Annotated in this window: 13 protein-coding genes; 2 read left to right on the top strand and 11 right to left on the bottom strand. The window is 38.2% G+C overall.

All coding sequences use genetic code 11. The annotated features are described in order from the left end of the window. Nucleotides 1-67 precede the first annotated feature (67 nt). The 5 genes from HNP38_RS17965 to HNP38_RS10030 form a co-directional block, all read right to left on the bottom strand. Complete coding sequence (locus HNP38_RS17965; protein WP_228461028.1) at nt 68-376, bottom strand: hypothetical protein; 309 nt, start codon at nt 374-376, stop codon at nt 68-70. Between the two features lie 27 nt (nt 377-403). Further along, nucleotides 404-721, bottom strand: coding sequence for a class I SAM-dependent methyltransferase (locus HNP38_RS17970; RefSeq protein WP_228461029.1), 318 nt, complete (start codon nt 719-721; stop codon nt 404-406). 14 nt (nt 722-735) lie between these two features. Next, complete coding sequence (locus HNP38_RS10020; RefSeq protein WP_184188672.1) at nt 736-2,580, bottom strand: M1 family metallopeptidase; 1,845 nt, start codon at nt 2,578-2,580, stop codon at nt 736-738. A 166-nt stretch (nt 2,581-2,746) separates the two neighbouring features. Beyond that, complete coding sequence (locus HNP38_RS10025; RefSeq protein ID WP_184188675.1) at nt 2,747-3,463, bottom strand: hypothetical protein; 717 nt, start codon at nt 3,461-3,463, stop codon at nt 2,747-2,749. A gap of 205 nt (nt 3,464-3,668) precedes the next feature. Next, nucleotides 3,669-5,357, bottom strand: a complete 1,689-nt coding sequence (locus HNP38_RS10030) for a DUF6909 family protein (protein WP_184188679.1) — start codon at nt 5,355-5,357, stop codon at nt 3,669-3,671. A gap of 299 nt (nt 5,358-5,656) precedes the next feature. Here HNP38_RS10030 and HNP38_RS10035 point away from each other — a divergent pair, with 299 nt between their 5' ends. Then, the gene (locus HNP38_RS10035; protein WP_184188683.1) at nt 5,657-7,852 is read left to right on the top strand and encodes a glutamine synthetase III; all 2,196 of its coding nucleotides are present in this window, start codon (nt 5,657-5,659) and stop codon (nt 7,850-7,852) included. Between the two features lie 338 nt (nt 7,853-8,190). Further along, nucleotides 8,191-8,895, top strand: a complete 705-nt coding sequence (locus HNP38_RS10040) for a C40 family peptidase (RefSeq protein WP_184188686.1) — start codon at nt 8,191-8,193, stop codon at nt 8,893-8,895. A gap of 139 nt (nt 8,896-9,034) precedes the next feature. On the opposite strand, the gene HNP38_RS17975 is transcribed toward HNP38_RS10040, so the two are convergent. From HNP38_RS17975 to mreC, 6 genes are all read right to left on the bottom strand, one after another. Further along, on the bottom strand, nt 9,035-9,505 hold the full coding sequence (locus HNP38_RS17975) for a pentapeptide repeat-containing protein (protein ID WP_317166722.1): 471 nt from the start codon (nt 9,503-9,505) through the stop codon (nt 9,035-9,037). Then, nucleotides 9,429-9,623, bottom strand: a complete 195-nt coding sequence (locus HNP38_RS17980) for a pentapeptide repeat-containing protein (protein ID WP_317166723.1) — start codon at nt 9,621-9,623, stop codon at nt 9,429-9,431. The genes HNP38_RS17975 and HNP38_RS17980 overlap by 77 nt, the downstream gene beginning before the upstream one ends. Before the next feature lie 110 nt (nt 9,624-9,733). Continuing rightward, on the bottom strand, nt 9,734-11,101 hold the full coding sequence (gene rodA / locus HNP38_RS10050; protein ID WP_184188689.1) for a rod shape-determining protein RodA: 1,368 nt from the start codon (nt 11,099-11,101) through the stop codon (nt 9,734-9,736). Further along, entirely contained in the window at nt 11,098-13,125 is a 2,028-nt protein-coding gene (locus HNP38_RS10055) for a penicillin-binding transpeptidase domain-containing protein (protein ID WP_184188692.1), read from the bottom strand. Before HNP38_RS10055 ends, rodA begins: the two co-directional genes overlap by 4 nt. Beyond that, nucleotides 13,122-13,628: a rod shape-determining protein MreD gene (locus tag HNP38_RS10060; RefSeq protein WP_184188695.1), complete on the bottom strand. Its 507-nt coding sequence runs from the start codon at nt 13,626-13,628 to the stop codon at nt 13,122-13,124. The genes HNP38_RS10055 and HNP38_RS10060 overlap by 4 nt, the downstream gene beginning before the upstream one ends. After that, a complete protein-coding gene (mreC, locus tag HNP38_RS10065) occupies nt 13,621-14,475 on the bottom strand; it encodes a rod shape-determining protein MreC (protein ID WP_184188730.1) in 855 nt (284 codons plus the stop codon). The genes HNP38_RS10060 and mreC overlap by 8 nt, the downstream gene beginning before the upstream one ends.

Below are 14,475 nucleotides of genomic sequence, written 5' to 3' on the forward strand. Positions count from 1 at the left end.
TCTTTTGTCCTGTAATCTCCATATTTTTCATCCCATTTTCCCGATAACAAATCTTTTCGAAGCCTTTCTACCATTTCAGCCTGCTGTTCTTCAGGAATAAATCCCATGCCGACTGAGCCTGTCTTATCTCTTTTTCCAGAAAAGCCTCGGGCCTTGAATAAAAAGCTTCTTGGAAAACATCTTTATAATCTATCGGAATCGGTATGGGAATCACCGTACACTTTCCGCCTAATGCATTGGAAATCCGATCAATTGAAGGGTATCTTGCTTTTTCAACTTCAATGACCTCAGGAAAATAATGAGCATTCCAGAAGTCATCAAGATGATCAGGATCAAATGTCAGAATCATTACTTTATCCTTTGTTACTCTTTTCAATTCCTTAAGCCCATTTTCAATATCCGGCTAATGATAAATCGTGACCATTGCCATCGAAACATCAAAAGCATGATCATCAAAAGGAAGATGGTCTGCTTTGGCATTAATTGCCGGAACTTTACCGTTGGCCATGCGCTGCGCTCTCATGACAACTGAAGACTCAACAGCGGTTACATATTTATCGTCCGGTTCATAAGATCCCGATCCCGCTCCTACATTTAAAATGGTTTTAAATTCTGCCAATTCACGGTAGACATACTCCGCAATCCGGGGATCAGTTTGCCTGTGTCCTGAATACTTATGTCCGAACTTATCATAATTAAACGCGGTATCTTTTATATTCATCTTTACTTTAAATTTTACTTCACCTCAACAAAATTATCCTCCATCTTCACATCCGCAATTCTCTGGCTGAGGTCAATTCCTAAGACAGCCAACTGGGATTTGGTATATGGAACGGTTAAAGTATATTCCTTTTGTGTCCATGGCCAGTAGGCAACCGTTTTAAGGTCGCCAAATATATCTTTTTCTTTCCATGTACGGGTAAGATTGGTGGGGATCTGATAGGTCACCACTTTTTTGTCCGTAGTGATCACACTGAAATCAACCGGCATGGGAACCTGACCGTTATTAACTAAAGTAATGGTGGTGGATTTTGTATCATATTTTATATCCTTAATGCCGTAATCTATCGTTTTCGTCGTATTGATCCAGTAATGATGGAACCATTTCAGATCCATTCCGGAAACGTTCTGGGCAATATGAAGAAAGTCCCTGCCCGAAGGATGCTTCATGCTCCAGTCCTGATAATATCGCTTAAGAGTTTCGGCTAACTTCTGTTCGCCCATGATGTAGCCTAATTGTACCAGATACAGCTCCCCTTTTACATAAGTAGAATAGGTATATGCTGTGCCATTGTCATGATGGTCTCCTAACCAGACTGCAGGTTCTTCGATTCCTTTTTTAATAAAATTCCTGTAGGCATTCAAACTATTGACGAAAGGATTCGGAAGCTCTTCTTTGGGAGGAAACAACTGATGCATGACATAGGTTTCCGCGTAGCTTGTAAATCCTTCATCCATCCACGGATACATGCTTTCATTGGTCGCCAGCATCTGCTGATACCACGAGTGTGCTCCTTCATGGGCCATTAACCCCATCAATCCTTCAATATTCTGAGCTTCACCCAAGATCATGGTACACATGCCGTATTCCATTCCCCCATCTCCACCCTGGATAAAGGCATAGCTGGGATATGCATACTTCCCGAAATGTGAATTCATGATCTGGAAATATTTTGTGATATAGGGCTGAGCCTCTTCCCAAACTTTGGTTTTGTCATTATTCTGATACACCAGATAAACTTTCGGGCCATCGGGAACATCAAAGTTTTTTACGATATAATCTCTGTCCGCACTCCATACAAAATCCAGTATATTTTTAGCTTTCCATTTCCATTCCGCTTTTTGATCTTTTCCTGTTTTGATCTTTGCACTGGTATTATACCCTTTTACTTCACCCGGATTTTCAAGAATACCTCCTGCACCTACAACATAATCTTTGCTGATCTTAATCGTCACATCAAAATCCGAGAACGGAGCATGGAATTCTCTTCCCACATAGTCAAATGCTGCCCATCCGTCATAATCATACTCTGCGATTTTCGGGTACCATTGGGTCATCGTCATATCAACCCCTTCCCTGTTATTTCTGCCGCTTCTCCTGATCTGCTGCGGAATCACTGCATCCCATTCCATTGTGAAGGTTGTTGTTGAGTTGGGTTTGATCGATTCATTTAAATAGACCTTCATCATGGTTTCCTGAACCTCAAATTTCAGTTCTTTGCCATTCTGCCTGATCCAATGGATATTCTGAGCTCCTTGCTGGTCTTTAGAAATGGATGCCAGCCTTGAAATTCCGTCTTTCTGCAGTTTCGAATCTCCGTTCTTACCCTGGCCGGCTACTCTCTGATCCATCATAGAATTAGGTTTGAAGGCATTCCAATATAAATGGAAATACACTACATTCAGTTCATCCGGTGAATTATTAGTATATTCTAAAGTCTGATTTCCCTGATACGTAAATTTCTCAGCGTTAACATCAATATCCATTTTATATTTTGCCGCCTGCTGATAATAAGGCGCCTGCTGGGCCTGAAACTGTGAAATGATAAACGCAAACAGGATTGCAACCGATTTTCTCATTTAAAATTTATTTTTTTAAAGATAATGTAATTTATATAATATATAAAATCCTCATCTGTTGAGGTCATTTTTTATCTATGAATGGCTTTGGTAAAAAGCTATTTCTCCCGCGGATTTTGCAGATTATGCAGATTTTTTCAGTATACTCAAATATTAACTTGATAAATTAAGGGATATCATTGGATAAAATTTGTCCTACAAGTTTTTCATTTTTGAAATACATAATAATCTGATGCCCAAAGCTGTCTTTTGCCAAAGGCTTGCTTTTTGGACCTGTGTTAATATCATACGAATTATCCCCGATAAAATTCCATTCCAGTTTTTCTGTTCCTTCATCTATCGTTTGCTTATCCGGTTTACCATAATAAGAGACTGCCTTCTGTTTCGGGTCGCCAAGCTTAAAGCCTTTGTTGGTAACAAAGTATGATGAACTTATTTTTGCAGCCTGTTTCAGGAAACCATTAAAATCTTTCTGTTTCTGCTTTTCAGAGGCGGGCTCTCCATAGGCACTTAACCACATTTTACTGATGAGGTCATTGGGGACAGCATTATTATAAAAATGAAATGTATGCAATCTGTGATAATCCGTATAAAGCTCAACTACAATAGTCTGCCTTAAAATATCATTGCTAAACCAGACTTTATCATGGGAAAAAGTCTGCCCACTTTTCCGTGTATAGGATAGATCATTGCCTTTGTTAATAAACATTTCATTGGTAACCGGATAGTCATCTACTATAAGTTTTTCAATACTATCCGGAATAATTGCTGTTGAAGCTTTATCCGTGTGAACCTTTTTTGCTCTTGTATTCTCTGTTTTATTGTTACAGGACAAAAATCCTGATAAAGCGAAAAGGGTTATTATTTTTAATATTTGCTTCATGGCTCAAGGAGTGTGTGATTTATCCTTTAAAGATATATCAATTATAAAACTTTAAAGCTTATACCTGAGTTTTTTCTCCCGCGGATTTTGCAGATTACGCAGATTTTTTCAGTGCAGTCGCCTATCTGATCTGCCGAAGCTTCAAAAAATAAAACCTCAGATGCTTGGCATCTGAGGTTTTATTGTATTTCTAATTTTGTTAAGATTATTTTTTTGGGGCTTGCTTTTTTCCGCTTTCCAAGATCTTTTCAAGGATCCTCAAAGTGATCAGGTAAGTCGGCTTCACTCCTGTAAGGCCTAAACCTCCCGAAGAAAGTGTACTTCCTGTTTCCAGAGGATTATCCGAAGCGTAGTAAGCATAACAGACAAATAAATCAGGAGTAATATGATGCCTGATCTTAGATGCCACCTGAATGGCTTTTTGGTAATGTGCCCCTTCCATTTCAAGACCGATAGCCTTCCATGAAGTATTCATAAAGTAGGATAAAATATCCCTGTTCTGAAGTGATGTTCCTAAAACCGTAATCATAGGGCCTTCAAATGCTTTTAACTCATCATCTTTAAAATCATCAAGCTTTAAAGCATTCTCAAAAGGGTAGTTGTCTGCCGTCCCTTCAAAAATATGGGATGTCGGGATCATAATATCCCCTTTTCCACCGGCTAAAATACCTGCTTTACCCATAATGGAAACAGATTTTACCTTCATCATATAGACCTCCCCTTTATGCTCATAAGGCCTCAAAAGCTCGTCCATTACTTCAAAAGCCTGCTCTCCGAAAGCATAGTCGAAAACCATAATCACGTCATCCCCGCCAAACTTGATACCACTGAACGGAGTATTTTTCAGGTCTGTTTTGCTTAGGTCAATGATCTGCACGTCTATATTGCTTCCGCTTTTATCATCAATATAGATCATTCCTTCATCCAAGGCATACTTCAGAACCTTATCCCGCAGGTCTTTTTTATTGGAGATATCTTCGTACAGCTTATAATCAATATCCTTATTCTGTTTCTTTTTAAGGGCTTCATTCGCATACAGCATATTCTTCACCGAGTGCATATTGGCGGAAATAATATGAAGCGGGCGCATGTGAAGATTGTTTTCAAATAAAACCTGCTTTACCGTGTTCGCCCATTTTTCACCAAAGTAATGATGCCCTACCCTTTCTTTTAATATCGCACTGAAATGGACCTCTCTTTCCCTGGTTTGCTTGGCATCTTCCAGGCTTACTTTTCCCAAATTGTAAATGATCTTAAATAAACGGTCAGGATTATGATCGTCGCCAAAAGTGTTATAAGCATTCAAAGTCTCATCAAAAGATCTTCCTATTAAAGAAGAAAGATGAATAAGAGCCACTTCTTTTTCCTTTCTGCTGAACTTTTTCTCTCCTTTCACTACTTCTTCGATGATCCTCCATGCACGCGTAGGCTTCCAGTTCTCTTCCTGGATAAAAGCCAGGTTACGGATCTTGTCTGCTTCTATAAATAAGAAGGTTAAGTGAGTAAGGATATCATAGATCTCCGAACGCCCCAAAAGAACTTCAATATTCATCTGGTGTTCATCTATCCTGTAGCAGTTTCTTCTTCTCTTTTTAGGAACAATAGGTTCGAAACTTCCTTTATCAAATCCTTCATCTGAAGTAAGATGAATAAAAGCGCACTCCTCAATTCCTTCCGGAAGCCTGTCTAAAACATACATCAAACCATCCAGCTCCAGTTTGCTGGGGATGTTCATACTTCCGTAAATTTCAGGATTGATGATTTTTAACAAGCTTCTGATACTTTCTCCCGAAACACCGGCAGGTTTAAAAAAACCTCTGTAAAAGAGGTGTCTCATAGAAATATACAATCTTTCAATTGCTTCCGTTGTTTCTCTTGCTCTAGAATTTGTCATAAAATAAATTTCACACAAATATACAAAATCTCCGCTCAACTTATTTTAAGTATCTTTTAATAAGCTGTTTAATGATATCATTTTTTGTGAAAAGTACAATGTAGAATATATTGATGATTTTGAGTTTTTTAACAATACCGAATTTTAAGTTTCACATTAAAATTTTCAAACCCATCTTATTTAAAGGTTAAACATTTGCAAAAATATTATTTTTCCAACGACACCCCTAAAAAAATAAGGGCTAAAATAATTTCAATTCATTTTTTTTGTAAATTTGCCCTGTAAAAATCAATCCTATTATGTCAACTTTAAGATTCAAAGCGTTAGAAACCTTACCATTTAAGGACTTTAGAAGAGACAACTCCATCGATGTTCCTGCAAAATTATCAGAATTATTCTGTCAGAATGTTTTCTCCGAACAAACTATGAGAGAATATTTAACAAAAGAAGCATTCCAATCTATTATGGATGCGATCAAAAAAGGAACCAAGATCCAGAGACACATTGCAGACCAGGTAGCTGTAGCGATGAAAGACTGGGCAATGAGCAAAGGAGTCACTCACTATACCCACTGGTTTCAGCCTTTGACAGGAAGTACTGCAGAAAAGCACGATTCTTTCTTCACTCCTATTGAAGGAGGAAGGGCAATTGAAAGATTCAGTGGAGGAATGCTTATCCAGCAGGAGCCGGATGCTTCTTCTTTCCCGAACGGAGGAATCAGAAATACGTTTGAAGCAAGAGGCTATACTGCATGGGATCCTACTTCTCCGGCATTTATTATGGGTACTACACTTTGTATCCCTTCTATCTTTATTTCTTATACAGGGGAAACCTTAGATTATAAGGCACCTCTTTTGAGAGCTTTGAATGCTGTAGATGAAGCTGCCACCAACGTAATGCAGTATTTTGACAAAAACGTAACAAAAGTAACACCTACTTTAGGCTGGGAGCAGGAATATTTCTTAGTTGACTCGGCATTGTATCAATCCCGTCCGGATCTGGTTTTAACAGGTAAAACATTATTAGGACATTCTCCTGCGAAAGGACAGCAGCTTGATGATCATTATTTCGGTTCTATTCCTACAAGGGTAATGAACTTTATGAAGGAACTGGAGATCGAATGTATGAAACTGGGTATTCCTGTTACAACAAGACACAATGAGGTGGCTCCCAACCAGTTTGAATTGGCTCCGATGTTTGAAGAGGTAAACGTAGCGGTAGACCACAACTCTTTATTGATGGACATTATGGCAAGAGTAGCCCACAAACATCACTTCCATATATTATTCCATGAAAAGCCATTCGCAGGGGTAAACGGAAGCGGAAAGCATAATAACTGGTCTCTTGCTACTGATACCGGAGAAAATTTATTAAGCCCGGGGAAAAATCCTAAGAAAAACTTACAGTTCTTAACGTTCTTTGTAAATACGATAAAGGCTGTTCATGAATATGCAGATCTTTTAAGAGCAAGTATTGCTTCTGCAAGCAATGATCACAGGTTAGGTGCTAACGAGGCTCCGCCTGCCATCATTTCCGTATTCATCGGAAGCCAGTTATTCCGCGTTTTGGAAGAGCTTGAAAAAGTAACCAACGGAAAATTATCTCCTGAAGAAAAAACAGAATTAAAACTGAATGTCGTTGGAAAGATCCCGGAAATCCTTTTGGATAATACGGACAGAAACAGAACCTCTCCGTTTGCATTCACAGGAAATAAATTTGAGATCAGAGCCGTAGGCTCTTCTGCCAACTGTGCGGAATCCATGACTGTAATGAATACTATTGCTGCCAAACAGCTGAATGATTTCAAGAAAGAGGTTGATGCTTTAATTGAAAAGGGTCTGAAGAAAGACGAAGCGATCTTCAATGTATTAAGAGAATACATCAAGCAGTGTAAAAACATTATGTTTGAAGGTGACGGATATTCTGACGACTGGGCAAAAGAAGCTAAAAAAAGAGGTCTGAATAATTTAAAAACCACTCCCGAAGCGTTAAAGCAGGAAATGGATAAAAAGTTCTTGGCTCTATACGAAGAGATGGGCATATTCACCCACAGAGAAGTTGAAGCCAGAAACGAGATCAAACTTGAAAAATATTCTACAGTTATCGATATTGAAGCAAGAGTTTTAAGTGATATTGCAAGAAACCACATCATTCCTTCTGCTTTAAATTATCAGAACAGACTCATTGAAAACGTTAAAGGCCTTAAAGAAATTTTTGGTGACAAGGAATTTAAAACACTGGCGAAGGAGCAGATGAGCTTAATAGCCAATATCTCAGAAAATGTTTCTAAAATCAAAGTGAGTGTTGAAGATCTTCTTAAAGCCCGTGCAACGGCAAAAGCGGTATCCAGCAGCCAAAAGCAGGCAGAAGATTACTGTAATAAGGTAAAGCCTTTATTTGATGTCATCAGAGATGCTTCCGACGATCTTGAGATGATGGTGGATGATGAGCTTTGGCCCATGACAAAATATAGAGAAATGTTATTTACAAGATAACATCTGTAAAGTTCCATATTAGTTAAACTCCCTGAAATCTTTCGGGGAGTTTTTTTGTTTTATTAACAATCGGGAAAATTAGAGTTTTAAATCCCGAATGCCCTTCAATAAAGAGAAAGCAATTATTTTGTTAAAAAATCTTAATAAAAAAAACCGCAGGCTCACCAAAAATGGGGCATTGCGGTTTGTTTTTCTTTAACATACTCAAACAATATGTTAAATAGTGTTAAAATAAGAACCTGACAATAATCATATCAGGGGTCTTTTTACCGGAATCTCTACTTTTGTAATGCTTTTGAAAAATAAATATTCCTTTTTAACACGGTAATCAAATATATATGAAGAAAAGAGTTTTGTTTTATTTAGTGGCTTTTGTTTCTACTATTTCTCTACAGTCTTGTGTTACTAATTATGTAGTTTCAAAACCGGCAACTTATACTAAAGAATACAAAACAGATGCCAAACTAGCTTCTATTGATACTAAGAAAATGGAGCTGGACAAGCAGAGACTAATCGACTCGTTTCTTGCTGAAAAAGCAGCATCTTTAGCCAGTGCAAAAAATTCTATTAAAAATTCTGAGATTGCCAAAGCAATCAAACACAATAAAACAATCGACAATATCTTAGCTGAAGCAGCCACCTACCTTGGAACTCCATACAGATACGGAGGAATGACAAGAAACGGTATTGACTGTTCGGCTTTTGTTCTTTCTGTATTCGGTGCTGCAGCAGGCCTTAGTTTACCTAGAGTAGCTGCTTCTCAGGCTCAGGAAGGAGAAAGAATCGAGAAAGAAAACCTGCAGAAAGGAGATTTGGTCTTCTTTTCCCAAGGAAGAAGAATTTCTCATGTGGGTATTGTGGAAAGTGTTTCTGAGGAAGGGGAAGTGACGTTTATTCATTCCGCGACTTCAAAAGGAGTTATGATATCTTCTCTGAATGATTCTTATTGGGGACCAAAGTACAGGTTTGCTAAAAGGGTGATCAATGAAAACGGAGAAGCGAATAACAACCTGGCAACAACAACTACCGGAACAAGTTTTTAGACTTTAAATAATTGATTTAAATAATAAGCCATCAGGATTTTCTGGTGGTTTTTTATTTTTACTACCCCGTCTTTTTGCTTTGCAAAAATCCACCCCTTCAAGGAAGGGGAATATGAGTGTTCATAATCTGGTACAAAAATCAATTGTCCTTCTCTATTTCTATGTCCAGCTTATAGAGGAGCCCGTATACTCCGGAAAGTGAGAATTTGGCCTTTTTAAGAAGGTTTGAGCCCGGATCTATGGAATAGTTGAAGGAAGTTCTGAAATCTGCCTTTCCAAGGTTGGTATTCTCAAAAATTGCCCCTGCTAAATCACAGTTCGCAAATACAGAACCTGATGCATCACATTCCTCAAAATCCACCTCATGCAGTTTTGAATTTTTGAAAACTGTTTTTTTAATGGCTGTTTTATAAAAGGTAGAATTATTCAGAGAGCATCCTTCAAATTTAAATGAAAGCCCAAACTCATTACAGTCACTGAACTGAAGGCCGAACATTTTACATTCTTTGAACATCACATCGCGAAAAGCGGTTTTAAACAATCTTGCCATGCTTAAAATTGCATTCTGTAAAATCGCAACCGGTAAATTTAAATTCTGAAAGGTCAACATATTCAAAACTACAATTCCTGAAGGTGCAGTTCTCATATTCTCCGTTTTCTAATGAATATTGGCTAAAATCTGTATTGTTAAAATTCTGATCTGAGATATAAGCTTCGTTCATATTCATGTTGCTTGATTGACGTCTCTGATTTTCTCCCGCTGATTTAGCAGATTATTTACTTATAAGATTATCTTGTAAGTATTAAATATACAGCTTTCTGCTTACCAACTTGAAAGTTAAACCAGGCTATTCTTATCCGAATAATTCAGTTTAAAGAAGATAAAGGTCATGATCGAAAAGGCTAACAGGGAACTTCCTCCATAACTAAAATACGGCAACGGGATACCTACTGTCGGGAAAAGCCCCATTACCATCCCTAAATTGATTGAAAAGTGCATTAAGAGAATGGAAGCAAAGCAATAGCCAAAAACACGGTTAAAAGTAGATTTCTGTCTTTCTGCAAGATAATAGATCCTGCCAATGTAGATCATATAGCAAAGAATCAGAATGGCACTTCCTACAAATCCCCATTCTTCTCCTACTGTACAGAAAATGTAGTCGGTTTCCTGTTCGGGTACGAATTTACCCTGCGTAACCGATCCTTCACGATAACCTTTTCCTAAAAGCCCTCCGGAGCCGATCGCTGTTTTCGAATATAACAAGTTATATCCTGATGTATCTCTAAAAGCTTTTTCGCCTTTATAAAGCACCTCAATTCTTTCTCTTTGGTGCTTTGGTAATTTTTCCAAAATATAAGGCGTTGTAAAGGAAATGGCGGAAAGCACCAGAATAACGGATGCCACAGACCCAATTGAAATGATATCTACTGAATTCTGAACGGCTTTAATAATTAAAAAGATTCCAGCCGCTACAACTATACCCAATAAAATATATGGATTGAATATGAGAATAAAGTACGCAATCACAAGGGCCGCAATGATCCCGACAATCAGTAAAAAATCCATGGAAAGCCTGAACATTGCAATTGCAATGATGATTTCAGCAATAAGCAATAAAAATAAAACTACGTATAACGGGTCTACCGCAATTGATGTTAAAAATACAGCAGCCAGCGTAAAGCCCACTCCAAATAACCAACCGCTTAATCCTTCTCTGTACAAGGCAATAAAGAACGCTGTAAAAACCAATAAAGATCCTACATCCGGAATGGCCAATACAACAACAGCAGGGATACCTACAATGGCCAGTGATGTCCAGAGAGATTTCCTGTTACTCAGATTGAAATCCGGCCCGGAAACATAGTTGGCCAGCATAAGTGCTGTTCCTATTTTTGCAAACTCAACGGGCTGCATGGTAAAGCTTCCGAATTTATACCAGTTTTTTTGTCCTAATATTTCTTTTCCAAAAGGGAAAAGACCTATCAATAATAACACACCGCCGATATAGAAAATGCCTGCCATATTTTCGAAGAACTTGCTTCTTCCCACAAAAATAATAAGCCCTACAAACAGGGAAATACAGAAGAAGATGAGCTGTTTTTCTCCTAACTTCTGATCCACACTGTAAATATTGGCAATGGCAAACAGGCAAAGCAGGAAATATAAGCCTAAGCCTAATTTATCTAATCCTTCCGTCCATTTCATTGCTTGATGGTTTTATTGTTTTTGGTTTCTTCGTCTATTTTCTTTTGCAGTTTCGCCTTTTGCTTTTTTATAAACTCCAGACTATCCTGTATTCTTTTAAGCTTAATGGAATCCGGCTTCGGTTCAACGTATAAACCTTTACGCTTCAGATCTGCAACCCATTGTCTTTTATATTCGGGCATAAAGCTGGAAGTGGTCATCTTTTTGTAAAGATGCTCTCTTTTAAGGTCTCCCGTAATGTATTTTTCTGCAATCACCGTACAGGCGGGCCCCGCCCATGTCGCCCCGAATCCGGCATGCTCCATTACGGCAACCACCACAATCCTAGGCTTATCTGCAGGGGCAATCATCACATAGATAGAGTTGTCTTTCCCTTGCGGAACCTGCGCCGTTCCCGTCTTTGCCAACTGGGTAAAATCATTGGATTTCAGTCCTCTTGCTGTTCCTCTTAAAACAACAGCTTCCATTCCTTTTAGTACAGGATCAAAGTGTTTAGGATCGACAAGCGTTTTATGTTTTTTCTTAAATCTCGGGTCAGGGTTGGGTTTCCCATCAATGGATTTTACAATATGCGGGGTATAAAACCATCCTTTATTGGCAATAGCGGCAGTATAATTGGCCAATTGTAAAGGCGTTACCAATATATCACCCTGTCCCATTCCATTAAAAACAGCTCCTGTAGCTAATTGGTCCCAGTTTTTGAAATCTTTTTTACCGCTGTACTTATTAAGTGTCTTCTGTCTTTTTTCATAGAATTCACCGGAAGGGATTCTTCCTTTTGCTCCTACAGCCAGATCATTGTTTAAGAACACTCCCACTCCAAAGCTGTTCATGATCTCTTTCCATTCGTCAACTCCCTTGGAAGGATTTCCCGGATATTTATTCATAATGGCTAAGTAAGCATGAGAAAAGTAACAATTGCTGGAAATCTGTATAGCTGGGATCAGGGGATCTGCACCACCATGTCCTTTAATTCTTAATCCTTTATAGTTAAAGCCTCCGCCGCATGGGAAAATTGTTTTTTCATCCATTACTCCCATCTGCATTCCTGCTAAAGCGGTTAACAGCTTAAATGTTGAACCCGGAGGATAGGCTGCCTGAACAGAGCGGTCAAACGTTGGTTTATTTTCGAAGATCGTATCTTTTGATAATGCATATAAGTTTTTTGACTTATAAGGGCCTGTAAATAAATTTGGATCGATATCCGGTCCTGTTGCCAATGCCAGGATTTCTCCGTTATTCGGATCTAATGCTACAATGGCTCCATGCTTATTCACCAGCATCTCTTCTGCCATTCTCTGCAGGTCATAATCAATGGTCAGGGTAATATCTTTACCTGTTACAACATCTTTATCCAATGATCCGTTTTTGTAAGAGCCTATACTTCGGAGTTTGATATCCTTCTGGATATATTTCATTCCTTTTATCCCGCGAAGTTCTTTTTCATAGGATTTTTCAACTCCGGACTTCCCTACGAAATCGCCCGGCAAGTAATAGGCAGAATCTTTTTTGATATCCCGTTCGTTCACTTCATTGGTATACCCAAGAAGATTCCCGGAGGTGGAAACCTCATATTGCCGTTGAGGCCTTGATACGATACTGAAAGCCGGGTATTTAAAAATAATTTCCTGAACCCTTGCTATATCTTCCCTTCTGAGGTCCTTGATGAAAGTCATCGGGGTCAGTTTTGAGTAGTATTTTTCTTTTTTGATCCCTTTAATTTTATTAATGAAGTCTGTTTTCGTGATCTTCATTAAGCCACAAAACCCAATTGTATCAAAATCAGGTTTCATAAGGGCCTGGGTAAAAGAAATTTCATAAGCAGGCTGGTTTCCTACCATGATCTTACCATTCCGGTCAAAAATCACACCTCTTTGCGGAATGATATATTCTATTTTAATGGAAGTGTTGGCAGCGTTCAATGCATACCGGTCTGTAAATAGCTGCAAATAAGAAAGCCTTGCCACAAAAATAAAGGCAATAGCAGCAAGTGCGGAAAAAATTTTTAAATAACGTGTGTTCAAACTTTCTGTTTGATTTTAAATATTAATGCATATATAACGATAAATATAAAGGAAATTATACTCGTTACCAACACATTAAGTAATATTTCAAAAAATCTGCTAAACTTAAAGAATTCTATATATTGTACTAAAAGCTGATGTAAAAATATGCTTGAAAACAAAAACAGTAAAAACTGTGCCCACTGAAGGGACTGAAATGAAAAAAAGTCTGTAGAAGTATCTGTAGAGGTCCTGAAGATCAGGGTCCTGAAATAGGCAATGAGAGTGGTAGCAAATGCATTGATCCCCCAGGAATAAAGAAAAGCATCGACGGCGAGCCCGATTAAAAAACTTAAAGCCAAAAACTTAAATTTATTTCTGAAGAAAGGATAAAACATAACGAATACGGGATACAGAACCGGAGTATATTTCCCAAAAACAGTAATCCTGTTGAGTACAAATATCTGTAATGCAACAAGAAAAATCATGATCAAAATATCCGTAAATAATGTCCTGCTAATCATTTTCTTTTTTTATTACTGCCTGCAATGTATCCTGAATTTTCTGTACTTCAGCTTTCTTCAGGTTTTTCACAACGTATACTTTATTTAAAGCTCCCATTTTCTCACTCAGCTCTACGGAGATATCCCAAAAACCTGTTTTATTATCCACGGAATACCCTGCGATAGTTCCGACCATCACCCCTTTTGGAAAAATGGCAGATTTACCGTCAGTCACAACAGTATCTCCTATTTTCAAAGCAACATATTTGGGAATATCCGCCAGATGCATCACTCTTGAATTGTCCCCGTTCCATGTAAGGGTACCAAAATATCCTGAGTTTTTTAAAGCCGCATTGATCCTGATCTTATTAATACTTAAAACCGACTGAACCAGTGCATAACTTTCTGTAGAATTGATAACAATCCCTGCAATACCTTTCGGGGCCATTACACCCATCTGCGGGAGCACACCATCTCTTTTTCCACGATTGATCGTGAAATAATTATTACTTCTGTTGATACTGTTAAAAACAACTTCACCATCTACAAATGTATAGATCTGTCCTCCTCCCAAAGTATCGTGAACTTTTCTGAAAACCGGATTCTTTGCGCCTTCTTTTCCGTAAAGCTGAATCATTAAGGCTTTATTCTGAGCTACCAGATCCTCATTGATCTGTTTCAGTTTAAGATAAGAAACCCCTTCGTCAATATATCCTGAAACCCATGAATTGAAAGCAGCAGTCTGCCCTGCAATCCAGGATTTCTGCATGGCGTTTTTAGAGAATATCAGAACCAGAGCAACAATTTGCAAGAAAATAAAGAACACGAAAAGAGCGTTCTTCGAAAATAATCTCAGCAAAAATCCCAT

It is taken from the genome of Chryseobacterium defluvii (assembly GCF_014204415.1).
Classification (GTDB): Bacteria; Bacteroidota; Bacteroidia; order Flavobacteriales; family Weeksellaceae; genus Chryseobacterium; species Chryseobacterium defluvii_A.